This is a genomic window from Wolbachia endosymbiont (group A) of Crataerina pallida (assembly GCF_964028475.1).
In the GTDB taxonomy this organism is placed as follows: Bacteria; Pseudomonadota; Alphaproteobacteria; order Rickettsiales; family Anaplasmataceae; genus Wolbachia; species Wolbachia pipientis.
On record NZ_OZ034785.1, the window covers coordinates 1,144,021 to 1,164,766 of the forward strand.

The 20,746-nt window shown below is 35.6% G+C and carries 25 protein-coding genes and 2 pseudogenes; 8 read left to right on the forward strand and 19 right to left on the reverse strand.

The genetic code is table 11. The features are described from left to right. Nucleotides 1–83: 83 nt before the first annotated feature. Nucleotides 84–2,744: a preprotein translocase subunit SecA gene (gene secA, locus ABWU55_RS05565; protein ID WP_244663065.1), complete on the forward strand. Its 2,661-nt coding sequence runs from the start codon at nt 84–86 to the stop codon at nt 2,742–2,744. Between the two features lie 9 nt (nt 2,745–2,753). Here secA and ABWU55_RS05570 read toward each other — a convergent pair whose 3' ends face one another. Next, nucleotides 2,754–2,945: a hypothetical protein gene (locus tag ABWU55_RS05570; protein WP_353286240.1), complete on the reverse strand. Its 192-nt coding sequence runs from the start codon at nt 2,943–2,945 to the stop codon at nt 2,754–2,756. A gap of 49 nt (nt 2,946–2,994) precedes the next feature. On the opposite strand from ABWU55_RS05570, the gene ABWU55_RS05575 reads away from it, so the two are divergent. Then, nucleotides 2,995–3,854 (forward strand): IS630 family transposase gene (locus tag ABWU55_RS05575; protein ID WP_156518142.1). Its coding sequence is split into 2 segments (ribosomal slippage): nt 2,995–3,319 and nt 3,319–3,854, totalling 861 coding nucleotides; the frame shifts between segments, so codons are not numbered across the junction. A 25-nt stretch (nt 3,855–3,879) separates the two neighbouring features. Here the strand turns inward: ABWU55_RS05575 and ABWU55_RS05580 are convergent. From ABWU55_RS05580 to ABWU55_RS05590, 3 genes are all read right to left on the reverse strand, one after another. After that, complete coding sequence (locus ABWU55_RS05580) at nt 3,880–4,815, reverse strand: ankyrin repeat domain-containing protein (RefSeq protein ID WP_264705607.1); 936 nt, start codon at nt 4,813–4,815, stop codon at nt 3,880–3,882. 336 nt (nt 4,816–5,151) lie between these two features. Further along, on the reverse strand, nt 5,152–5,793 hold the full coding sequence (gene fsa, locus ABWU55_RS05585) for a fructose-6-phosphate aldolase (RefSeq protein ID WP_007552982.1): 642 nt from the start codon (nt 5,791–5,793) through the stop codon (nt 5,152–5,154). A 39-nt stretch (nt 5,794–5,832) separates the two neighbouring features. After that, nucleotides 5,833–6,174 carry a hypothetical protein gene (locus ABWU55_RS05590; protein WP_213862869.1) on the reverse strand — a complete coding sequence of 114 codons (342 nt, stop codon included), beginning with the start codon at nt 6,172–6,174 and terminating at the stop codon, nt 5,833–5,835. Between the two features lie 270 nt (nt 6,175–6,444). Here ABWU55_RS05590 and ABWU55_RS05595 point away from each other — a divergent pair, with 270 nt between their 5' ends. From ABWU55_RS05595 to ABWU55_RS05610, 4 genes are all read left to right on the forward strand, one after another. Continuing rightward, nucleotides 6,445–6,708 (forward strand): transposase, encoded by a 264-nt coding sequence (locus tag ABWU55_RS05595; protein WP_010082296.1) that lies wholly within the window; start codon nt 6,445–6,447, stop codon nt 6,706–6,708. Nucleotides 6,709–6,877: 169 nt separating this feature from the next. Next, nucleotides 6,878–7,093: an IS3 family transposase gene (locus ABWU55_RS05600; protein WP_353286574.1), complete on the forward strand. Its 216-nt coding sequence runs from the start codon at nt 6,878–6,880 to the stop codon at nt 7,091–7,093. 84 nt (nt 7,094–7,177) lie between these two features. Beyond that, nucleotides 7,178–7,342 carry a DDE-type integrase/transposase/recombinase gene (locus ABWU55_RS05605; RefSeq protein ID WP_156768648.1) on the forward strand — a complete coding sequence of 55 codons (165 nt, stop codon included), beginning with the start codon at nt 7,178–7,180 and terminating at the stop codon, nt 7,340–7,342. Further along, the gene (locus ABWU55_RS05610; RefSeq protein WP_080717620.1) at nt 7,332–7,496 is read left to right on the forward strand and encodes an IS3 family transposase; all 165 of its coding nucleotides are present in this window, start codon (nt 7,332–7,334) and stop codon (nt 7,494–7,496) included. Before ABWU55_RS05605 ends, ABWU55_RS05610 begins: the two co-directional genes overlap by 11 nt. 523 nt (nt 7,497–8,019) lie before the next feature. Here the strand turns inward: ABWU55_RS05610 and folD are convergent. The 5 genes from folD to ABWU55_RS05635 all read right to left on the reverse strand — a co-directional run bounded on the left by folD (nt 8,020) and on the right by ABWU55_RS05635 (nt 12,280). Then, entirely contained in the window at nt 8,020–8,898 is an 879-nt protein-coding gene (gene folD / locus ABWU55_RS05615) for a bifunctional methylenetetrahydrofolate dehydrogenase/methenyltetrahydrofolate cyclohydrolase FolD (protein ID WP_209472766.1), read from the reverse strand. Further along, complete coding sequence (locus ABWU55_RS05620) at nt 8,882–9,457, reverse strand: UbiX family flavin prenyltransferase (RefSeq protein WP_010082294.1); 576 nt, start codon at nt 9,455–9,457, stop codon at nt 8,882–8,884. The genes folD and ABWU55_RS05620 overlap by 17 nt, the downstream gene beginning before the upstream one ends. Next, nucleotides 9,450–9,716 (reverse strand): DUF2312 domain-containing protein, encoded by a 267-nt coding sequence (locus ABWU55_RS05625; RefSeq protein ID WP_010082293.1) that lies wholly within the window; start codon nt 9,714–9,716, stop codon nt 9,450–9,452. The genes ABWU55_RS05620 and ABWU55_RS05625 overlap by 8 nt, the downstream gene beginning before the upstream one ends. A gap of 13 nt (nt 9,717–9,729) precedes the next feature. Continuing rightward, nucleotides 9,730–11,013 carry an HlyC/CorC family transporter gene (locus tag ABWU55_RS05630; RefSeq protein ID WP_010962674.1) on the reverse strand — a complete coding sequence of 428 codons (1,284 nt, stop codon included), beginning with the start codon at nt 11,011–11,013 and terminating at the stop codon, nt 9,730–9,732. An 88-nt stretch (nt 11,014–11,101) separates the two neighbouring features. Further along, nucleotides 11,102–12,280 (reverse strand): aspartate aminotransferase family protein, encoded by a 1,179-nt coding sequence (locus ABWU55_RS05635; RefSeq protein WP_006280246.1) that lies wholly within the window; start codon nt 12,278–12,280, stop codon nt 11,102–11,104. 275 nt (nt 12,281–12,555) lie between these two features. Between ABWU55_RS05635 and ABWU55_RS05640 the strand changes: the two genes are divergently transcribed. Next, entirely contained in the window at nt 12,556–13,728 is a 1,173-nt protein-coding gene (locus ABWU55_RS05640; RefSeq protein ID WP_010962676.1) for an NADH-quinone oxidoreductase subunit D, read from the forward strand. 27 nt (nt 13,729–13,755) lie between these two features. Here the strand turns inward: ABWU55_RS05640 and ABWU55_RS05645 are convergent, their stop codons facing one another. The 8 genes and pseudogenes from ABWU55_RS05645 to ABWU55_RS05680 all read right to left on the reverse strand — a co-directional run bounded on the left by ABWU55_RS05645 (nt 13,756) and on the right by ABWU55_RS05680 (nt 18,069). Then, nucleotides 13,756–13,899 (reverse strand): hypothetical protein, encoded by a 144-nt coding sequence (locus ABWU55_RS05645; protein WP_153296793.1) that lies wholly within the window; start codon nt 13,897–13,899, stop codon nt 13,756–13,758. 589 nt (nt 13,900–14,488) lie between these two features. Next, nucleotides 14,489–14,683 (reverse strand): annotated as a pseudogene (locus ABWU55_RS05650) (IS256 family transposase); the annotation flags it as partial. Nucleotides 14,684–14,767: 84 nt separating this feature from the next. Then, the gene (rmuC, locus tag ABWU55_RS05655; protein WP_038199773.1) at nt 14,768–16,099 is read right to left on the reverse strand and encodes a DNA recombination protein RmuC; all 1,332 of its coding nucleotides are present in this window, start codon (nt 16,097–16,099) and stop codon (nt 14,768–14,770) included. 256 nt (nt 16,100–16,355) lie between these two features. Next, complete coding sequence (locus ABWU55_RS05660) at nt 16,356–16,526, reverse strand: DDE-type integrase/transposase/recombinase (protein WP_080717647.1); 171 nt, start codon at nt 16,524–16,526, stop codon at nt 16,356–16,358. 255 nt (nt 16,527–16,781) lie between these two features. Next, complete coding sequence (locus tag ABWU55_RS05665; protein ID WP_080717648.1) at nt 16,782–16,928, reverse strand: IS3 family transposase; 147 nt, start codon at nt 16,926–16,928, stop codon at nt 16,782–16,784. 59 nt (nt 16,929–16,987) lie between these two features. Beyond that, nucleotides 16,988–17,119 carry a hypothetical protein gene (locus ABWU55_RS05670; RefSeq protein WP_255322265.1) on the reverse strand — a complete coding sequence of 44 codons (132 nt, stop codon included), beginning with the start codon at nt 17,117–17,119 and terminating at the stop codon, nt 16,988–16,990. Continuing rightward, nucleotides 17,119–17,253 carry an IS3 family transposase gene (locus ABWU55_RS05675; protein WP_007548354.1) on the reverse strand — a complete coding sequence of 45 codons (135 nt, stop codon included), beginning with the start codon at nt 17,251–17,253 and terminating at the stop codon, nt 17,119–17,121. The genes ABWU55_RS05670 and ABWU55_RS05675 overlap by 1 nt, the downstream gene beginning before the upstream one ends. A 105-nt stretch (nt 17,254–17,358) precedes the next feature. Continuing rightward, nucleotides 17,359–18,069, reverse strand: a complete 711-nt coding sequence (locus ABWU55_RS05680) for a class II aldolase/adducin family protein (RefSeq protein WP_353286241.1) — start codon at nt 18,067–18,069, stop codon at nt 17,359–17,361. 280 nt (nt 18,070–18,349) lie between these two features. On the opposite strand from ABWU55_RS05680, the pseudogene ABWU55_RS05685 reads away from it, so the two are divergent. Then, nucleotides 18,350–18,973 (forward strand): annotated as a pseudogene (locus ABWU55_RS05685) (hypothetical protein). On the opposite strand, the gene tsaB reads toward ABWU55_RS05685, so the two are convergent. Together tsaB and ABWU55_RS05695 are read right to left on the reverse strand one after the other, a co-directional pair. After that, nucleotides 18,968–19,552, reverse strand: coding sequence for a tRNA (adenosine(37)-N6)-threonylcarbamoyltransferase complex dimerization subunit type 1 TsaB (gene tsaB, locus ABWU55_RS05690; RefSeq protein WP_353286242.1), 585 nt, complete (start codon nt 19,550–19,552; stop codon nt 18,968–18,970). The pseudogene ABWU55_RS05685 and the gene tsaB overlap by 6 nt on opposite strands. Beyond that, complete coding sequence (locus ABWU55_RS05695) at nt 19,552–20,682, reverse strand: cation:dicarboxylate symporter family transporter (protein ID WP_353286243.1); 1,131 nt, start codon at nt 20,680–20,682, stop codon at nt 19,552–19,554. Before ABWU55_RS05695 ends, tsaB begins: the two co-directional genes overlap by 1 nt. Between the last annotated feature and the right edge of the window lie 64 nt (nt 20,683–20,746).

Below are 20,746 nucleotides of genomic sequence, written 5' to 3' on the forward strand. Positions count from 1 at the left end.
AGATTCCCCGAATCTAATATGTCATTGCTGTAGGCTGCATTTAGTAATATAATCTCATATTAAATAAGACTTTACTTAAGTTTATGCTAGATTCTCCGCTAATTTTGACAGCCATTCTTATATTTTTTATTTTTACGTTGTCATTCTTTTTTATAAGAAAGATATTTGGATCAACAAACAAGAAGATAATAAAATCCTTTAGGAAAATTGTTCAGCAAATAAATGCATTAGAAACAGAAATGCAGAGCTTATCTGATGAGGAGCTTGCTGGTAAAACTGAAGAATTCAATCGAGAATTGAAAAATGGGAAAACGTTAAATGATCTTCTCGTACCTGCATTTGCAGTTGTGCGTGAAGCCTCTCGAAGATTTCTTAACATGAGGCACTTTGATGTTCAACTGATTGGTGGAATGGTGCTCCACAATGGCATGATATCAGAAATGAAAACAGGAGAGGGAAAGACACTCGTTGCAACTTTAGCAGCATATCTAAATTCCTTAGAAGGGAAAGGCGTACATGTCGTAACTGTTAACGACTATCTTGCAAAACGAGACACAGAGTGGATGAGCAAATTATATAATTCTCTTGGGGTTTCTGTTGCGTTTATTACGAATAACTTGACAGACGAAGAGAGGAAAGAGGCTTACAGTGCAGATATCGTGTATTCCACAAATAACGAGCTTGCCTTTGATTACCTGCGAGACAATATGAAATTTTCTCAAGAAGACATGGTTCAGAGAGGCTTTCACTACGGAATAGTTGATGAAGTGGACTCAATACTCATTGATGAAGCTCGCACTCCGCTTATTATTTCTGGCCCGGTTGAGGAAAACAATCAGATATATAAGCATATCAATAAAATAGTAACCAAATTAGTTGACTCCGATTATGAAGTAGATGAAAAAGGTAGAACGGTATTCTTGACTGAAGATGGTATTTCACGAGTGGAGGAACTACTAAGGTCATACAATCTCATTCCTGAAAATTCCTCGCTCTATGATACTGACAGCATGATAATGACTCATTATATAGACCAAGCATTACGTGCATATAAGCTGTTTACTGCTGATAAAGATTATATAGTAAAGGATGGCAAGGTAGTGATTATTGATGAATTTACTGGGCGTATGATGGAGGGCAGAAGATATTCCGATGGTCTTCATCAGGCACTTGAAGCGAAGGAGAATCTTGAAATTCAGCATGAAAACCAAACTTTAGCATCGGTCACATTTCAGAATTACTTTCGTATGTACAATAAACTTTCCGGAATGACGGGAACAGCAGCAACAGAGGCAGAAGAGTTTCGTGATATATACAGATTAAATGTAGTAAAAATTCCAACCAATGTACCTGTAAAAAGAGTTGATATTGATGATGAAATTTACGGTACAGAAAAGGAAAAATTTAATGCTGTGTTGAAGTTTATAGAAGAATGCTACAAACGCCTTCAACCGGTCCTTGTTGGCACGGTGAGCATCGAAAACTCTGAGAAGCTTTCTGCGCTTTTGCAAAGCCATTCTCTTAAGCATTCAGTATTAAATGCTCGTTATCATGAACAAGAGGCGTACATAATAGCGCAAGCTGGAGTGCCAGGTAGTATCACTATAGCAACTAACATGGCAGGACGTGGAACTGATATTCAGCTTGGTGGAAATGCTGAAATGATTGCAAAGGTGGAGCTAAAGAAGATAAAAAATGCTGATGAAAGAGAAAAAAAATACCAAGAAATAGTTGAAAGAGTAAAAAAAGATAAGGAAATTGCTATAAAAGCTGGTGGTTTATGTGTGGTTGGAACCGAAAGACATGAAAGCAGGAGAATAGATGATCAATTACGCGGCCGTTCTGGTCGTCAGGGGGATCCTGGACTTTCTAAGTTCTTTTTATCGCTCGAAGATGACCTAATGAGAATATTTGGCTCTGATAGAATGAGAAGCTTTTTACAAAAAGTAGGGTTAAAGAATAACGAAGCTATTCATCATCCATGGATCAATAAGGCACTCGAGAAAGCGCAAAAGAAAGTTGAAGCTAGAAACTATGACGTGCGGAAATCTCTACTTAAGTTTGATGACGTAATCAATAACCAACGTAAAGTTATTTTTAAACAGAGAAACAATATCTTAGGCAACGAAATTAATGATATATTTGAAGTGTATAGCGAAGTAAATGAGAGCGTAGTAGAAGGTATAATCCAAAGTGGCTATTACGAAGATTATGTTGAAGATATAGCCAAAGAATTCCATACAAGGTATGGAATAACGCTTGATAAAGAAGACTTGGCAAAGTTTTTGAATAAACAAGAAGCTTTGAATTATATAAATGATAAGATACAAGAATTTTTTACTGAGAAAGAAAAATATTTCAACAGTCAGCACACTACAGATTTGTGGAATACGATCGTGAAGCAAATGATGATAATGACACTTGATCATTTATGGAGGGAACACCTTTCAGTTCTAGAGAGCCTAAGACAAAGCATAAGCTTACGTGCTATGGGGCAGAAAGATCCACTGAATGAATTTAAACGCGAAGCTTTCTTGATGTTTGAGTCAATGCTTGAAAAATGGAAGGAACTCACCATTCACCGCTTAGCACACTTTAAGTTGGCAGACAACCAAGAGATAGGCAATAGGTTACATTCTGCTAGAAATAGCAGACTTCCCAAAGTCTCAAGAAATGACAAATGTCCTTGCAACTCCGGAAAGAAATACAAACACTGCCATGGTGCGGTTACTGTGGTGAACTAATAATTATGGTTATACAGTTTGTTTATTTCCATCAACATTACTGCAGCTAACCTCACTTAGCTTACTGTTTAATGAATGCTCTGATGACTTATATGCAACTCCATAGGTAATACCACCAACTATCAGTACAGATGCTACAGTAATTCCAATTATTGCTAGTGCAGGTAATGCAGTGGCATAGGCAAGTATAGCTCTTTCCACAGAAGTCCGGATATGATAAGATAAGGATAGATGGCGATAAGGAGGTTGGATGCCGGCAGCATATAGTTATGATTTAAGAAAAAAAGCAATGGAAGCACTAGACGAAGGGGAAAGCAGAGAAGCAGTGGCAGCAAGATTTAAAATTGGACGAACTACTTTGTGGGAGTGGCAGCAAAGAAAAAAAGAAACAGGCGACTTTCAGTCAAAAAAACTCGGTAATGGAGGTTACAATCAGAAAATTATCGACTGGAATAAGTTTATCGAATTTGCTAAAAAACACGGTAGAAAAACTCTGTCGGAAATGGCTAAACTTTGGGGCAACGTTAGTATCCAAACGATCCACCGAGCTCTCAGAAAAATTGGATTTACGCGCAAAAAAAGACATATGGATACAAGGAAAGGAACGAAGAAAAACGTGCTGAATTCTTAAAAATTATAGCAACAAAAGAACCAGAAAACTTAGTGTATATAGATGAGTCTGGGATTGATAACACGGAGGACTATCCATATGGGTATTGCCAGAAAGGACAGCGATTTTATGCCCTAAAATCTGGAAAAAAAACTCAACGAATCAGCATGGTTGCAGCCTTAAGTAGAAGAAAGATAGTTGCTCCATTAACATTTGAAGGCCACTGTAATATGGATATTTTTAATGGATGGTTTGAGCAATTTTTGGCACCGATCTTAGAACCTGGACAAACTGTCATTCTTGATAATGCTACTTTTCATAAGTCTGATAAGCTTATCAAGCTCGCTAAAGGAGTCGGTGCAGAAATTTTGTATCTGCCGCCTTATTCTCCAGATTTTAACAAAATTGAGCATCATTGGTTTGCTATAAAAAACAGAGCCAGGAAAAACATTCCTCTATTCGAATCCTTTCGTCGTGCTGTTGATTCTGCCTTCCTATGACCTATTCGGACTATTATGAGAAATGCTATACTAGTGGAACTACAACAGCAGATATAACACCCACAGTAATTCCTGCTGTTATAGCTTTAGGTCTATGGATGCATGATGGATTTGCACCATAATTTAGCAGGAGTTTTGCCATCCTTGGACTAGGTTTGTAAGGTTCATAAAAATTACCTAGTAAAGTTGTGTCACAATCTAGTAGCAGTTTTCCTCCTAACCTTATATTACGGTAACTATAATTAAGAGTAGCATAGTATAAAGGTGCCCTTCCATCCTTGTCTTTTATATTAGCATCTGCACCTTTTTTTAATAGCATTTCTATTGTTTGTATAAGTTCATAACCAATAGCATAATGCAAAGGAGTTTTTCCATCCTCGTCTTTTATATTAACATCTACTCCTCTTTGTAATAAAAGTCCCGCTATCTTTGCTGCACTATCATCCTTCATAGGAGTACATATGTTAGCATTACATGTAGCATAGTGCAAAGCAGTTCCTCCAGATTTATCCTGTAGATTAACATTTGCCACTTTCTCCAATAACATTTGCACTATTTCTATATCTCTTTTGCCAGCAGCTACATGTAAAGGAATCTCTTTATCTTCATCTTGTGCATTAACGTCTGCTCCCTCTTCTAGCAAAACTTCTACTACTTGCGTATACCCATACTGAGCAGAATAATGTAAAGAGGTTTTTTTCCATACATCTTGTACATTAACATTAGCCCCGCTTTTTATTAGGTGTTTTACTACTTTTCCACAACCATTTTTAGCTGCTATAAGTAATAAACCACAATTAAGTACTTCAAATGTGTGATTTATATCAAACTGGTTACTTTCCCACTCACTGTAGATATCTGGAAGCTTCTGCTGTAGTTCATCTTTGATTTTCTCAACTACATTTTCTGCACTCAGGTCTGGACTACTGTTGACTTCTTGTAGTATTAACCTTAATGTCATTTCCTTCTCCAAGATATAAAATTTTATTATGGCATATGGAGTGGATTATGTCAATGAAGAACTAAGAAACTGGTTCTTCTTTTTTTCTATAGCTTTAGGTTTACCTACAATTTGAAAAACAACAAATTCGTCATTCCGCTACTCGTTAGCGCCGCGGCGGTATGATGTAGGGAAACCTTTCTTGGGTTAGCTATAAAGTTAAAATTCGACCAGGGCAGCCGCAATAAGGTAGCAAACGCCATCATGTCTTTAGGAGAGTTTGCTAATGAAGGCTCTTAAGTTGACGCCATTGCCTGAACGGATACGCCAATTTTTATGTTCATTTGTAACCGTCTATTATTTTACACCCCAGTCTTTTTCAAATATTGCTAGCCCTTGGTCAGTAAGTGGGTGATTAATTAATTGTCTAAGTACTTTTGCTGGCACAGTAATTGAATCAGCACCAAGCCTTGCAGCTTCTATTACATGCGCTGGGCTTCTCACTGATGCAACAAGAACTTTAGTATCAAAACCGTAATTAGAATATATAGTACATATATCTTCTATTAGCGATAAGCCATCATAGCTTATATCATCAAGGCGACCAACAAAGGGGGAAATAAAACAAGCACCGACCTTAGCGGCAAGCAGTGCTTGTCCAGGAGAAAAACATAATGTGATGTTAACAGGTATTTTATGCTCTGTCCATAACTTTTTACAAGAAATTAATCCTTCATGTGTAAGAGGTAATTTGATCACAACATTATCAGCAATTTTTGCTAAATTCAGACCTTCTGTGATCATCTCTTCATGGCTATCTGCAACAACTTCAACACTAACAGGCCCTTTTATAATAGAGCATATTTCACGCACTAAATCCTCGTATTTATCTTTACGCCCGGACTTTGCTATTAAAGAAGGATTAGTTGTTATGCCGTCAATGAACTCCTTTAGTCCTTTAATTTCATTTAAATCAACGCTATCAAGAAAAATTTCCATATTAATCTCCTATAAAAAAAATACCCTTGCAAAATCTTGTCATCCTACCGCTTGACTTACAACCGTATGAACTTTCTGCGTTGTAAACATCAAACAGCCGATAACACAACTGTACAAATATTGAGACATAAGAGTAATTTGTACCAAGAAAAAAGATGTCATCCCAGTGCCCAGACCCCTTAGACAATGTACCATCTTTTGATTTTGTCCATTCTGGGCGGGGTTTTCAAGTTCTTTGATCTTAAATACTACATCTACTTTATCAAGATCAATGTTGACTTCTTTTACTAATGTTCTAATAAGACTACGTTTGGCTTGCCAATCTAGGTCCGATTTAACACTAGAATAAAAGCCCTTTATGCTATTTGTAATAAGATTCATTTTCTGCCGTATTCCCTTTTACCTTTTTCTTCTCTCCTTCAATCTCTTTTAAACGTTACTTCATTTTTTTTATTGCCTGCTTAAAGTCTTCCTTACTTATAGTTAGTGCATACTTTGTTGCCGTAAAAACTTCTGGTACCCAAACAATTGTAATAAGTATACACAATCTTTGTCAACTATTTTCGGCACTGGTATATTGACCTTACCCAGAAAAAGTGGAGAGAAAGAAAGGAGTTTTTTCGGGTAAAATAAAATTTTGGAGGATTAGAAATGGTAAGAGAATATACGGCAGAATTCAAATTGGAAGCTGTTAAGCTGGCAAATGAACAAAGAAAGGTAGGTCAACCAGTTGCAAAAGTAGCAAGAGATCTAGGAATAAGGGATAGTGTATTAGGAAAATGGATGAAGAAATATAACGAAAAAAAGTCAGCGGCAAATGCATTTCCAGGTAGAGGTAACATGGCTCCTTACGACAAAGAGAGGTTTGATTTACAAAGAGAGTTAGCAAGAGTAACAAGGGAAAGAGACATTTAAAAAAAAGCCCTGGCCAGTCAAAAAGAGTAAAATATTTTTTTATATAGTAACTGCTATAAAGTACAGGAATTATGTAGGATTTTCTGCTAGTGGCTACTATAAGTGGACCACAAGAAAAATAAGCAGTAGAGAATCAGCAAATAAAGAGCTACTCGCAGCTATTCAAAAAATATATCAAGTTTCTAAATGTAGATATGGAGCTCCTAAAATTCATGCTGAATTGAAGGCTTTGGGTAAAAGTTGCAACTTAAAAACAGTGCAAAGTATTATGCAGAAAAATGGTATTCAGGCTATATTGAGAAGAAAATTTAAAATTAAGAAACAACAAACGGACAGTAGCTCCCAATATATTAGACCAAAACTTTATTGTCGATCAACCAAATAAAGTATGGGATTACTTATATAAAAACCAAAGAAGGATGGCTATATTTGGCAACAATAATCGATCTATATTCACGCATGGTAGTTAATGAGCAGTTCAATAAATAAACAATTGGTTATGGACTCTTTATTAATGGCCGTTAACAAGCGTAAACCTGCCAAAAATCTACTATTACATAGTGATCAAGGTTCACAATATACTTCGCAAGGTTATCAATATCTCTTATCCATAAAAAACATAGATGAGTTATAAAGGTTGTTGTTACGACAATTCTGTTGTGGAAAGCTTCTTCAGTTCTCTAAAAAGGGAGTTACCAATAGACACCTCTCGGCACTCTAAACAGCATATCAAAACTGCTATATTTGAATATATAGAAATTTTTTATAACAAACAACGTCACTATTAACTATTGCATTCCTGAGCATTTTGATTCATCATTCTCTTTGTGAAAAACATTCCAAACTTTCTCTCCACTTTTTCTGGGTAAGGTCAGATACTATAAACTATAAAAAAATTTCTCCGATAGTTCATATAGCAAGTAAATTCACAAAATGAAGACTATTATTTTTATTACAGGTGTATCTACGGTTGGAAAATCAAGTTTGGCTCATATATTAGGTTCAAAGCTTTTTATGCCTAGAAACTTTGCAATTCCACTAACTATAGCTAACCCAAGAAAGGTTTCCCTACGTCATACCGCCGCGGTATCTCAGCATAGATTCCGCTAACGAGTAGCGGAATGACGAATTTGTTGTTTTTCAAATTGTAGGTAAACCTAAGCCACTTTAGCTATACTTGTAGAGAAAAAAGAATAGATGATGATCCTAAATATTTAATAAATTTGACTACTGAGGAATTTCAAAAATCTCAATTTTTTATTAATTGTGATATGGTACATTCTATCTTCATATAGCTTTCCTCTTCATACCTCAACTAATGAAATCAGAAGCATCAACTCCCTTTTGCAAGCAAGCAGCAATAACAGTGTTCATCATTAGAAATGCAATGGTCATTGGGCCAACGCCCCCGGGTACTGGGGTCATAGCTTTGGCTTTCCCTTTTATTCCTTCAAAGTCAACATCACCTACAAGCTTTCCTACGTTAACGCTATTTATGCCAACATCGATCACTATTGCACCTTTCTTTATCCAGTCTGCTTGAACAAAATTTGGCTTTCCGACTGCTGCAACTACTATATCCGCTTTAGAGCAATATTCAGCTAAATCCTTGCTTTGTGAATGCAAGATGGTGACAGTGCAGTTTTCTTGCAATAGCAGGTAAAACATTGGCTTGCCCACGATATTTGACCTACCAATTACCACTGCGTTTTTACCGGAAAGGTTCTCTTCAATTGACTTAATTAAATGCAAAGAACCTTTAGGAGTGCAAGGTATAAGGCAGTTTTTTTCACCTTTAACTAATTTGCCAACGTTTTCATCATGAAAGCCATCTACATCTTTTTCAACACTTACTGTGTTAATTACTCTGCTTGCACTAATATGATTTGGTAAAGGCAATTGCACTAAAATGCCATGCACAGATGGATCTTCATTTAATTCATTGATTTTTTCAATTAATTCATCTTCTAAAATATTATTAGGCAAAACAATGGTCTCAGAACTTATGCCTATTGATTCTGCTTTTTTCTGTTTGTTGCGAACATAAACCTGACTTGCTGGATTGCTACCCATGAGAATTACTTTCAGGCAAGGAAAAATGTTATACTCTCTCTTTAAAATATCAATTTTTTGTGATAGCCTCTCACATAGGTCGTTTGCTATTTTTTTACCATCAATAATAATTGTCACTTCCTTGCCACTCCTTAAAGTCGGGTAATTTGATATCAAATAAATCCAATACTTTGCCAACAGAATGATTAATAATATCATCCAACGATTTCGGTTTAATATAAAAAGCAGGCACTGGTGGAGCAATAATTGCTCCCATCTCCGTTAATTTTAACATATTTTGTAAATGCCCAAGATGCAGTGGTGACTCTCGCACCATAAGAACTAACTTTCTTCTTTCTTTTAGCGTTACATCTGCAGCCCTTGTCAATAGATTGGAAGTAACACCTGATGCGATTTCAGACATTGTCTTCATAGAGCATGGTGCTACAATCATCCCTGAGGTTTTAAATGAGCCGCTTGCTATTTTTTCTCCAATCTTTTCTTCAGAATAGTAAAAATCTGCAAGTGATGTAATATCTTCAAGTTTTTCTTTAATCTCGTGAGCTAAAGTTACTTTCCCAGCACGACTTATCACTAAATGAGTTTCATAATCGACGTCTTTCAACGCTTCTAAAATACGCACACCGTAAATAGAACCAGATGCTCCACTTATTCCAATTACAATTCTGCTATTCACTTAACTCTTCTTCGTAGCTCATTCCCAATGCACGTTTATAGGTATCAAGCAATATTTCTTGTTCCTCTCTGTCATCATCATCCATCTTCCTCAGCCTAATAATTTGTTTCATCACTTTTATATCCCAACCTTCATCTGCGGCTTTTGCATATACATCACGAATGTGATCTTGCACATCCCTCTTTTCTTGTTCAAGTTTTTCGATTCTCTCTATGTAACCCTTCAACTCTTCAGCCGTTATTTTTACTGTATCTTCCATGAAACTCCACTAATTAATTGCTGCCACTAATATTACCAATTTTTACTTGCACTTCAACAACAGTAATAATATTTTTATCTTTTTTTAAAATCTTAAAGCGAAAACCATACATGGAAAACTCCTCGCCTTCGTCAGGAATGCGCTCTATTTCATTCACAATCATACCTGCTAGAGTTGTAGCTTCTTCATCAGGGAGATTCCAGTATAACTGCCTGTTAATGTCCCTAATAGTAGATTTTCCTTCTATGTGATACATATTATCAGATATTTTCTTTATAAAATTCTCCGTAATCAAATCATGTTCATCCGAAATTTCTCCAACTATTTCTTCCAGTATATCCTCAAGAGTTACAATTCCCTGCAGTGCTCCATACTCATCAATAACAAATGCAAGGTGTTTCCTGTTCTTACGGAAGTTGTGAAGTTGCACGCTGAGCGGTGTACTTTCTGGTATGAACCAAGGCCTTGACATAACTTGGGTAATGTCAACTTCTTCCGCTTTATTATTCTTTTCACGCAAAGCATTTATTAGAGCTTTCACGTGAATTACACCTACAATGTTATCTGGTTCCTTCTGCCATAAAGGTACTCTACTGTGACTGCTGGTTAAAATCTCTCTTATTAACTCTTCTTTATTCCGATCTATATCAAGAGAAAATAGGTTTCTTCTATGGGTCATAATTTGTGATATCTCTGTCTCAGCCAAATCAAGTATGCTGCTTAGCATATCTAAATCCTGTTGCAACATAGTTCCTTCACTGCGGTGAAGAGTAATCATATTACGCATTGCATCCGCTGCAGATATCACTTCCTTATCTTTATGCAGCCCACATAATTTTAGGATGAGGTTAACAATAAATTGAATACCTAGTGTCAATGGAGAAAAAATCTTTACAAAAAACAATACAAAATAAGCAGAAAATGATGCAAATTTTTCAGGATTTTGAATAGCATAAGTTTTTGGTAGAACTTCGCAGAACAATAAAATACAAAATGTCATTATAATTGTTGATAGGAGAATGCCCTCATTTCCAAAAAGATTGATAAATATTGCTGTAAATAAAGCAGAGCAAGTAATATTAATAATTGTATTGCCGAGCAATACCGTTCCTATTGTCAATTCTTTCCTATTTAATAAGCGATCTATTACCCTGGCTTTTTTGTTACCGTCTAGCTTTAGCTTATTAACTCGAGAACGGCTAATTGAGGTTAAGCCTATTTCTGCTCCTGAGAACAAAAACGATAAAACTAACAAAACAAAAATTGCTGATGATACTAAGACCAATAACCAATCCATTAAAGTACGATGTTATTGTGATAAAAAATAAAATTAATTTTACATGTTATGAGAGGCATTTGCAAGCCTGAATTTATATTGCCGAATTTTATATACCTTTAATCTTAAAAAACAAATCATAAAGCATATTACACGCTGCGTTCACATGCTCATCCTCAATGATAAGTGGTGGGGTTACCCTTACTACTTTGTTGTTTAAAACCCTAGTTATTATTAAACCTTTATCAAGAGATCGACTAATAATTTTATCAGCTACAAGAGTTGCTAGTTCTATTCCCATTAGTAACCCTTCTCCACGAACTTCTAAAATCATCTCAGGAAATTCTTTAGCTAAAAGCAACAGCTTTTCTTTTAAATATTTACTAATTCTTTTAACATGATCAAAAAAGCCTTCTTTTAGCATTATATCGAGCACTGCATTACCAACAGTCATGGCAAGTGGATTGCCACCATAGGTTGATCCATGAGTTCCTGGAGTAATTGCTTCTGCTATATAATCTTTCACTAAACATGCAGCTACAGGAAAACCGTTACCCATAGCCTTCGCACAGGTTAGCATATCAGGTTCAATGCCGACATTTTGATAATGAAATAAAGAACCGATGCGTCCATATCCGCACTGCACTTCATCAAAGCACAAAATTATTCCTTGAGCTTTTGTTATTTCCCTTACTTTTTGAAGATATTCTACGTCTAGTGGATATACTCCACCTTCGCTTTGTATGGGCTCTAAAAATACAGCAGCTATTTCATTGTTGATTTTTTCTTCTAATGCTTTAATGTCATTTCTTGGCACTTTATCAAAACCAGAAAGGAGCGGAGCAAAACCTTCGCGTGATTTTTCATTGCCTCCAGCAGAAATTGCAGCAATACTGCGGCCATGAAAGCCTCCTTCAATTGTAATAATACGATTACGTTTTGCTTGCCCTTTTGAATAAAAGTAACGACGAATAAACTTAATTGCAGCTTCTGTTGCTTCAAGCCCACTTGAGCAGAAAAAAACTTTATCTGCAAAAGTAAGGGTTGTTAAACGCTCGGCAAGCCTTTCTTGCTCGGGAATAGTGAAAATGTTAGAGCAGTGCCATAATGAGCTCGATTGCTCTTTCAGCTTATCTGTAATGTATGGATGACAATGCCCTAAAGAAGTTGTAGAAATACCTGCAGCAAAATCTAAATATTTTTTACCATCTTTATCAAAAAGATATGCCCCTTCTCCCCTGACTATAGGAGTGTCAAGTCTATTATACGCATTAACAACATGATCCATTTTATAAGTATTGTGGTATTATCTATACTATACCTGAAATGAATCCATTAACACAAAGCTTTTCCTTTAACCTCTTATGCTACTTCAACTAAAAATTTGGCTAATGCAAACCTTTTTTGTCATTCTATAGCTAAAGTGACTTGGTTTTACCAACACTTATTAGCCATTGTAAAAGTTTTTGTTTCTATTGAATGATAGTTGTAGCCTATGCAAGAAGTTTATTGACTTTGAGCGCACTTTAGCCTATACAATTTTAATATCTTAAACTACTGGACATGCCCGATCTAAAGACAATGATGTTAAATTTTGGACCTCAGCACCCAGCTGCACATGGAGTGTTGCGTCTTGTTTTAGAGATGGATGGTGAAGTGATCGAGAGGGCAGATCCCCATATTGGGCTTTTGCACCGCGGTACTGAAAAATTAATAGAACATAAAACGTATCTTCAAGCTTTGCCTTATTTTGATCGCCTTGATTACGTATCACCAATGTCACAAGAGCATGCATATTCACTTTGTGTGGAGAAATTGTTGCAATGTGAAGTGCCAATTAGGGCAAAGTATTTACGTGTCTTGTTTTGTGAACTGACGAGAATACTAAATCATTTACTGAACGTTTCTTCTCAAGCACTTGATGTTGGAGCAATGACCCCTCTTTTATGGCTCTTTGAAGAAAGAGAAAAAATACTGGAATTTTACGAAAGAGCTTCAGGTGCAAGGTTTCACGCAGCTTACATCAGGCCAGGTGGAATTGCAGCAGATGTTCCAGAAGATTTGATTGAGGATATTGCAAAGTTTATAGAGCAATTTCCAAAATATATAGACGATGTTGATGAACTTTTAACAGAAAATAGGATATGGAAGCAACGCACTGTAGGAATTAGTGAAATATCAATTAAACAGGCACTTGATTGGGGCTTTAGTGGCCCAATGTTGCGCGCTGCTGGGCTTGCTTGGGATTTGCGAAAAAGCCAGCCATATGAGATATATGATCAACTAGATTTTGATATACCGATCGGCCAAAATGGCGACTGTTATGACCGTTATCTAGTTAGAATGGCAGAGATTAGGCAATCTATCAGTTTGGTGAAGCAGTGCATAGAGAAAATGCCTGAAGGGCAAATAAAAACTGAAGATAGAAAAATTTCTCCACCGTCAAGAGCAGAGATGAAAAAATCTATGGAAGCTCTGATTCACCATTTTAAGCTCTATTCAGAAGGATATCACGTACCAGAAGGTGAGGCTTACGCAGTTGTTGAGGCACCAAAAGGTGAGTTTGGAGTGTATATAGTTTCAGATGGTACCAATAGACCTTATAGGTGCCGAATAAGAGCACCTGGCTTTGCGCATTTACAAGCCTTAGACTTTATGGCAAAAGGACACATGCTTGCTGACGTTGCAGCAATTATTGGCTCACTCGATATAGTTTTTGGTGAGATTGATAGGTAATCATTGGTACCCGTTCAGGCAATGGCGTCATGCAAGTAGCTGACACATAACTGTACGAACATTTGTTTGCAAAGGCAGTATGTTAAGTGTTATAGCCGATTTTGCCTCAAACACAAAGGCAGTGCCTTGACTACTTGGATCCAGAAAAATTGATTGTGTACTATACAACATTTTTGATCAAAAGCGTAACCGTTCACTGTTAGACTGCATTCTGTGATTTTTAGCAAAACATGATCTTTCATTTGAGCTTCCTTCAATTTAAAATAAATACAGAAAATTGCTGCCTATAGCTAAACTGACTTAGATTTACCAACAATCGTCATCCCGCTACTTGTTAGCGGCTAAGAGATACCGCGGCGGCATAGCTATCTTCAAAAATATGGTTGAATAATTGTGTGTATAATTATTAATATTTTTAAACACTTTGGCTATGGCTTTATCTAAGTTTCTCGACCCTAAGCTGGATTTAACCTTCAAAAAAATATGTAGGGTCAAGAACTGGCGCGCCTACTTTAGGGTTTGGTGGCTGATCCATTGTTTTCACAATAGGCCTCAATCCAAATTCCCATGTTAACGTTTCCAGCTCCCGCCTCGTCAAACGCAGCATCCGCACTACGCTTTCCTAGCAGATTCTTTACCAAAGTTTATAACATATTGTGCTGGTGATGCTTTCGGTTTGTAATACCTTATTCTATAGTCTGAATATAGACCCAGCGTTTTGTATATCCATTCGCTACTCCACTTCTTCCAACCAAACCCTCTCTTCACTTTCAGCTAATAAGTAATTTTCTATTTCACCTTCCAAACTTGCCTCCAGCAGCTTTTTTATAAATGGTGTAAATGCTCCATCCCTTCCTGTTAATGGTCTGCCTTCCCTTATTGATGACAGTATATTTGCTTCCAGTTCTTTGTAATCTACCAAACCGGTAGTTCTGTTTACTACTTTCTGACTCATTGTCAAACCTCCATTTTTTTTATATCAATTTATTACTTTTTTTTTGGTTTGACACACTTTTTTGAACATTCCCTGTTAAGATGCCTAATCTACTTTCAGCTCCTCAGTATGTAAACTGCGTGGTAAAGACTCTAATTCCTTTGCAGCACTTAAACTTTTATTTTTTGCATGTATACCAAGCTTATTGAATTCTCGAGCAGCAGGAAACACCCTTGCTTCAAGAGAGCCAGCAGTTTTATTATAATGATCAACAGCACTTTTTAAGCTCCTGCGCAAATTATCAAAGTTTTCACCCATTGTGCAAATGCGCTCATATAAAATATGACCTAGTTCACTGATTTTCTTTGCGTTTTCAGCTATCATCTCTTGCTTCCATCCATACGCTATTGCTCTCAGCAACGCAATTAGAGTGATCGGTGTTGCAATGATCACTTTTTTTTCCACTCCAATCTCTATCAAAGCAGGCTCATATTCCAGTGCTGCGCTAAAAACCCCCTCCCCTGTTAAGAAAAGCACCACAAGTTCTGGCGTATTTTCAAATTGATTCCAATACTCTTTTTTACCCAAATCATTTATGTGTTTTTTTATTGCCAGGGAATGATTCTTTAATTTCTCCTTTTGTATTTGCAAATCATTTTGTGATATAGCATCCATGTAAGAATCAAGCGGCACTTTAGCATCTATTATTATTTGCTTTCCAGATGGCATTTTGATTATTAAATCAGGACGCAATAAATTATCCTCGTTTTTATCAACCACTGACGGCTGAGTAAAAAAATCGCAATATTCAATCATTCCCGCCATTTCTACCACCCTTTTGAGTTGCATTTCACCCCACTTTCCTCTGATGTGAGGCTTTCTCAAGGCATTAGCAAGGCTGGAAGTTTGGTTCATCAGCGCTCCAATTTGCTCCTTTAAACCTTCATAGGCCCCTACCCTCTCTTTTTCCAGCTCGCGTATTTCATTATCAAATTTTTCTAATTTTTCTTTTATTGGAGTTACAACTTCGTTGATCGTTGCTTGTCTTTTTTTGAAATCGCTTTCCGTTTCTTTTAATTTACTATCGATTACTTCCTTTGCTAAGTTCAGAAAATTATTGTTATTTGTCTGCAAAGCATCAAGAGAGAGCGCTTTAAAAGTGTTTGTTAATCTCTCCTCTGCTTTTGTTAGTAATTCTATTTCCTTTTTCTTTTCCTCACGTTCTTTTTGCAGAGTTACTTCAAGTTCTGCTTTTTTGACCCTTAAATCAACTATTTCTTCATTCTTCGTAAGCAAAGTTTGCTTTGTTTCTTGAAGTTCTTGCTCTAATTTACATAAATTACCCTCAAGGTTTGCTTTCTTTTCGCTCAGTTTTTTTACGATAATGTAGAAAAATAGTAATAGAGAGACAACCAGAGCTATAGAATTGAAAAGCATCAGAATAAAAAAGCTGTATTTACAATTCTATATGATTTTTGTGTGTATAAGAAAGAAAAAAGGAGCACCTAAAGAGGTGACCTTACCCAGAAAAAGTAGAGAGAAAGTTAAGACGTTTTTATCATGAGAATAAATTGTGCAGGAATGCAATAGTTAATAGTAGAATGTCTACGTTATTTGTTATAAAAGATTTCTATGTATTCAAATATGGTAGTTCTGGTTTGTTGAGCGAGAAGTATCAATAAGCAGCTCCCTTTTAAGTGAACTTTTCTGCAACAGAGTTATCGTAACAACAGCCCTTATGGCTCATGCTGGAAATGATGTTTTTTGTATTCAATAGAAATTGGTAATTTTGAGAGGTATACTGTGACCCTTGATCGCTATGTAACAGCAGATTTTTATCGGGTTTGCGTTTATCAACGGCCATCAATAAAGAATCTATAACTAATTATCATGTTACTCATTAACCACCATGCGTGAATATAGGTCAATTATTGCCGCCAACAACCTTCTTTAGTTTTTATGTAGGTAATCCCAAACTTTATTTGGCTGATCAGTAGTAAAATTTTGATCCAATGTGTTCGGAGCCACAACTCGGTTGCTTATTTGCTGTTTTTTATTTTTGAACCTTCGTCTAAACTTGGCTTTAATGCCATTTTCTTGCATAACACTTTGTACTGTTTTAATTTTTGCCTAAAGCTTTTAATTCAGCGTGAATTTTAGGGGCTCCATATCTGCATTTAGAAGCTTGATGTATTTTTTGAATATCTGCTAGAAGCCCTTCTTTTGCTAATTCTTTACTGCTTTTTTCCTTAGCAACCCATACCACCAGTACAAAACCCTACATAGTTCCTGTGTTTTATAGCAATTTCTATATAAAAGAATACTTTACTCTTTTTCTTTGCCCAGGGCTTTTTTTAAGATGTCTCTTTCTCTTATTAGCTCTTTTTTTAGATCAAATCTTTCTTTGTCATAAGGAGCCTTTGCCTGGAAATGCGTATGCTCCAGACATTTTTCCATCATATTTTCTTACTTAACATACTGCCATCTATACCTAGATCTTTTGCTATTTTTGTACTTGCTTGACCTGTTTCTTTAACCAGCTTAACAGCTTCTAATTTGAATTCTGCTGTATATTCTCTTCTATTTGTCATATTTTGAAAAAACGTTTTATTTTACTCCAAAAACGTCTTAACTTTCTCTCTACTTTTTCTGGGTAAGGTCACTACTTGGATGACAGATAGTAGTGCGAAAGTCTCTTACAACTTACTTTTAATTAGTCTAACCCATGCGTGCCAATCCCTCTCACCAAGATTGCTTTCAAAAGATAGGAGATCCTTTACAGCTTTTGAGCAAATTTCTTCACTTGGAATTGATAACTCCTTATTCATTGCTAACGTTAAACATTGAGTTTTGCACGCTTGTTCTAAATGATACGAGTAAAACATTGCTTCTTGTATAGTCCGACCACACGTTATAGATCCATGATTACGCATTAACATGACAAAATTTTCTTTCAGATCAGCTATTAACCTCTTTCCTTCTGTATCGCTAAGTGCTAGGGAATTATAATTATGGTAAGAGATTTTATTGTAAAAGTGCAGTGCCCATTGACTTATAGGAAGCAGCCCATCTTTGAGAGAAGAAACCGCTACAATAGAAGGTGTATGCAAGTGAAAAATTGCTTGAATATCTTTCCTTGCTTGATAAACAAAACCATGAATTATATAGCCAGTTCTATTATATTGATATTCTTTGCCTTCAACTACATCTCCATCAAATGATACTTTCATTAACGAACGTTCATCTACTTCATCAAAACGCATACCAAACGGATAAATATAAAACGACTTTTGATCTTCAGAACGCACTGAAAGGTGAGTATATGTATGATCATCGAACTTAAGGTAGGACAAAATCTGATAGGCATAGACTAGATCCCTTTTTACTCTGCTCTTTGTTAACAACACAATCCTCTGTTAGAATCTTCTGAAGGTTTATACGCGAAAAGAGACTTGTAGTAAACTAATAAGTCTATGCCACTCTGTCTTGCTTTCTGAATACCAAACACTTTTGTGTTGTAGCTTGCTTAAAAATAGTTATCGTTATTATAGAGTTTATATACAGAATTTATGTTTTTAAATTACATAATATCTTAACTACAAAAATAATTTTCTATATAATATTTCATATGTTTTAAAGCTTCATTTTTATGTTATTATAAATGTAAGTTTCAAGATTGAAAATAATATGGTAAATATTAACACAAAAAAACAGCCAGCAGGATTTTTCATATATCTCTCTGGTCTTTCGGGAAGTGGTAAACTTTCCACAGCAATAGAATTATCTAATATGATAGACGCATTAATTGTAAATAGCAAGTTCTATAACAATGTTCAAGCTTGCTCTATATACGATGGTGTCTTTGAACGTGATCCAATACCTAAAGAAGTTTAAGATAGAATATATGGCATTATGCAAATTATGCTTCAGGTAATAGAAAATTATCCGATTCACTCAAAAAATTACATATTTATTGATGAGTTGATGGAAAATAATGACCAGAACATGAGGATGTATGATTCAATAGTAAGGCTTAGTAAAAAAATGGGCACAGAAATCCTTCCTGTAGTACTCAGGTGCGATCTACTGACATTACAAAAGCGTATTGCATTAAAAAGGCAAAGAAAAAATAGGAAGGTGATTAATCTAAATAGCATGATAGAGCAATGTAGGATTAACAATTTATTTACACCACCGAGTGCTATAGAGATAGAAAATTCAAATATGAGTATAAAAGAAGTAGCTCAAGAGATAGTAAACCAGATGCACAAGCTTAGCCAAATTGCGTGTATGCAAAAAAATAGTCTATAGCAATTTCATATACTGAGGCTCATTTAAATATAGAGCTTCAACTTCATTTAATTTTTGCTTGTTCTTCAGTCTATAATGAACTAATAGCCCTGCATGGCTAGCATTTAAATTGCAATCCATATGTGTACTGCTTGTAGCGTGACCAGGGTCACATGCTGCAGTTGGACCAGACAGCGGCAATAAATTGAAATCAAATAACTGCGTATAAAACCCTTGAGTATTTTTGATTATAGCTCTGATATTTTTTTTGTTATTCATACAAAGCAAAGATATTGCGTAGGCTAGAACTTCCAGCGCACTAACTCCGTATAATGGCTTATTTGTAGCAAGATTTATACCTTGTGCTGCTGATATACCAACTCTAATTCCAGTGAAACTTCCTGGTCCAACTACTACCGCTAAATGGTCTATTTTATCATAGTTATAATTGTGCTTATTAAATAAAGTATTTAAAGTTTTAAAAAATGATTCTGCATGACTATTGCTGGCGGAATTGCGCTCTACAAAACAATTACCATCATAATCAACTATTGCTATTGAACTACCAATACCTACAGTATCAATCGCTAAAATAGACATTACTTAAGCTTATCATAGAGTTTTGTAAACATTATAGCAAAGGCACCATTACCCATAACGTTTGCTGAAGTGATTATTGGATCAAACACTATATACAATGCTGTAATTAACGAAAGCATTTCTGGAGAGAATTTGAGATATTTCTCAAGAATAGGTAGCATTACCATAATTCCTCCTGCCGGCACTGCCACGATAGCAAACTTAAATAACAAAAAATAGAGAAGAAAAGTTACATAATCTATTGTGAACAATGAATAACCGGAGGCAATTATCATTGATAATATTATGATAAAAAAGCAATCACCTACTAAATGAAAGCTAGCAGTTATTGGTACAACAGACGATGCTATGTCAGGTTGCTTTACATTTTTTTTGCTTCCTTCAAGAGTAAGTGGCATAGTTGCATTACTAGACATTGTGCTCATTGCAGTAATAAATGCCGGTATCATATTGCCTATACTAGCTATCCAGCTTGTGATCTTGAATGAATTTGCTGCTCCATATAAGAGGAAAACATAAAGGTAGGTTGCAGATGCTATAATAATGAAAATTATTGAGTAATCCTTAAATATTATAGATAAAACTTGATCATGCTGCATTTTTAAAGCAAGCCCAAGTACAAATATTGGAATAATCGGCGTCAAAAACGTCTTCAAAATAAAGAGAGTTAAATCTAACATTTTGTTCGAAAGCTCTTTGCTTTTCTTGGGTAGCAGTGTGGACACTACTATGCTGGACACAAATCCACAGGCAAGGGCATAAAAATTAGAAAGCAATGCAGGCAGCCTAAACGACCATAAGGGAACAATTGTTTCTTCATACGTTATATCTTGTATTGAATGAGTGTTTTGTATGATAAAATGCCCAACAGAATAAGCTATTAAACTTGAAGCCAGATTTGACAAGAAGATCATTATAATAAGTAACAATATGAACTTTATAGCTGACTGCTTAAGATTGTTAACACTGCTAAAGATTAACGCAAAAATAATAAAAGGCATTATAAATAGCAAAACCTCTTTTATACTCAGGCTCGTTGAGTACAAGAAGGTTTTTGCTTCCATTGGAACTAAATGACCAAAGAATGCAACTGAAGTGATGACCGTGAGTAAGATTAATAGTTGTAGCACGTTCTTATATACCAATGTCCTATGGATATATATATGGTAAGTTAGTTGTTAAGTAAAGCAAAAC

What these genes read in the sequence shown, in the direction of transcription:
- ABWU55_RS05645 (WP_153296793.1), bottom strand. Translation starts at nt 13,899, where the DNA reads ATGTTGTATAGTACACAATCAATTTTTCTGGATCCAAGTAGTCAAGGC.
- ABWU55_RS05635 (WP_006280246.1), bottom strand. Translation starts at nt 12,280, where the DNA reads ATGGATCATGTTGTTAATGCGTATAATAGACTTGACACTCCTATAGTC.
- ABWU55_RS05595 (WP_010082296.1), top strand. Translation starts at nt 6,445, where the DNA reads ATGGTAAGAGAATATACGGCAGAATTCAAATTGGAAGCTGTTAAGCTG.
- ABWU55_RS05580 (WP_264705607.1), bottom strand. Translation starts at nt 4,815, where the DNA reads ATGACATTAAGGTTAATACTACAAGAAGTCAACAGTAGTCCAGACCTG.
- ABWU55_RS05610 (WP_080717620.1), top strand. Translation starts at nt 7,332, where the DNA reads ATGAGTTATAAAGGTTGTTGTTACGACAATTCTGTTGTGGAAAGCTTC.
- rmuC (WP_038199773.1), bottom strand. Translation starts at nt 16,099, where the DNA reads ATGCTTTTCAATTCTATAGCTCTGGTTGTCTCTCTATTACTATTTTTC.
- ABWU55_RS05590 (WP_213862869.1), bottom strand. Translation starts at nt 6,174, where the DNA reads ATGAATCTTATTACAAATAGCATAAAGGGCTTTTATTCTAGTGTTAAA.
- ABWU55_RS05675 (WP_007548354.1), bottom strand. Translation starts at nt 17,253, where the DNA reads ATGACAAATAGAAGAGAATATACAGCAGAATTCAAATTAGAAGCTGTT.
- tsaB (WP_353286242.1), bottom strand. Translation starts at nt 19,552, where the DNA reads ATGTCTATTTTAGCGATTGATACTGTAGGTATTGGTAGTTCAATAGCA.
- ABWU55_RS05605 (WP_156768648.1), top strand. Translation starts at nt 7,178, where the DNA reads ATGAGCAGTTCAATAAATAAACAATTGGTTATGGACTCTTTATTAATG.
- ABWU55_RS05670 (WP_255322265.1), bottom strand. Translation starts at nt 17,119, where the DNA reads ATGGAAAAATGTCTGGAGCATACGCATTTCCAGGCAAAGGCTCCTTAT.
- ABWU55_RS05630 (WP_010962674.1), bottom strand. Translation starts at nt 11,013, where the DNA reads ATGGATTGGTTATTGGTCTTAGTATCATCAGCAATTTTTGTTTTGTTA.
- ABWU55_RS05625 (WP_010082293.1), bottom strand. Translation starts at nt 9,716, where the DNA reads ATGGAAGATACAGTAAAAATAACGGCTGAAGAGTTGAAGGGTTACATA.
- fsa (WP_007552982.1), bottom strand. Translation starts at nt 5,793, where the DNA reads ATGGAAATTTTTCTTGATAGCGTTGATTTAAATGAAATTAAAGGACTA.
- ABWU55_RS05640 (WP_010962676.1), top strand. Translation starts at nt 12,556, where the DNA reads ATGCCCGATCTAAAGACAATGATGTTAAATTTTGGACCTCAGCACCCA.
- ABWU55_RS05660 (WP_080717647.1), bottom strand. Translation starts at nt 16,526, where the DNA reads ATGGCCGTTGATAAACGCAAACCCGATAAAAATCTGCTGTTACATAGC.
- secA (WP_244663065.1), top strand. Translation starts at nt 84, where the DNA reads ATGCTAGATTCTCCGCTAATTTTGACAGCCATTCTTATATTTTTTATT.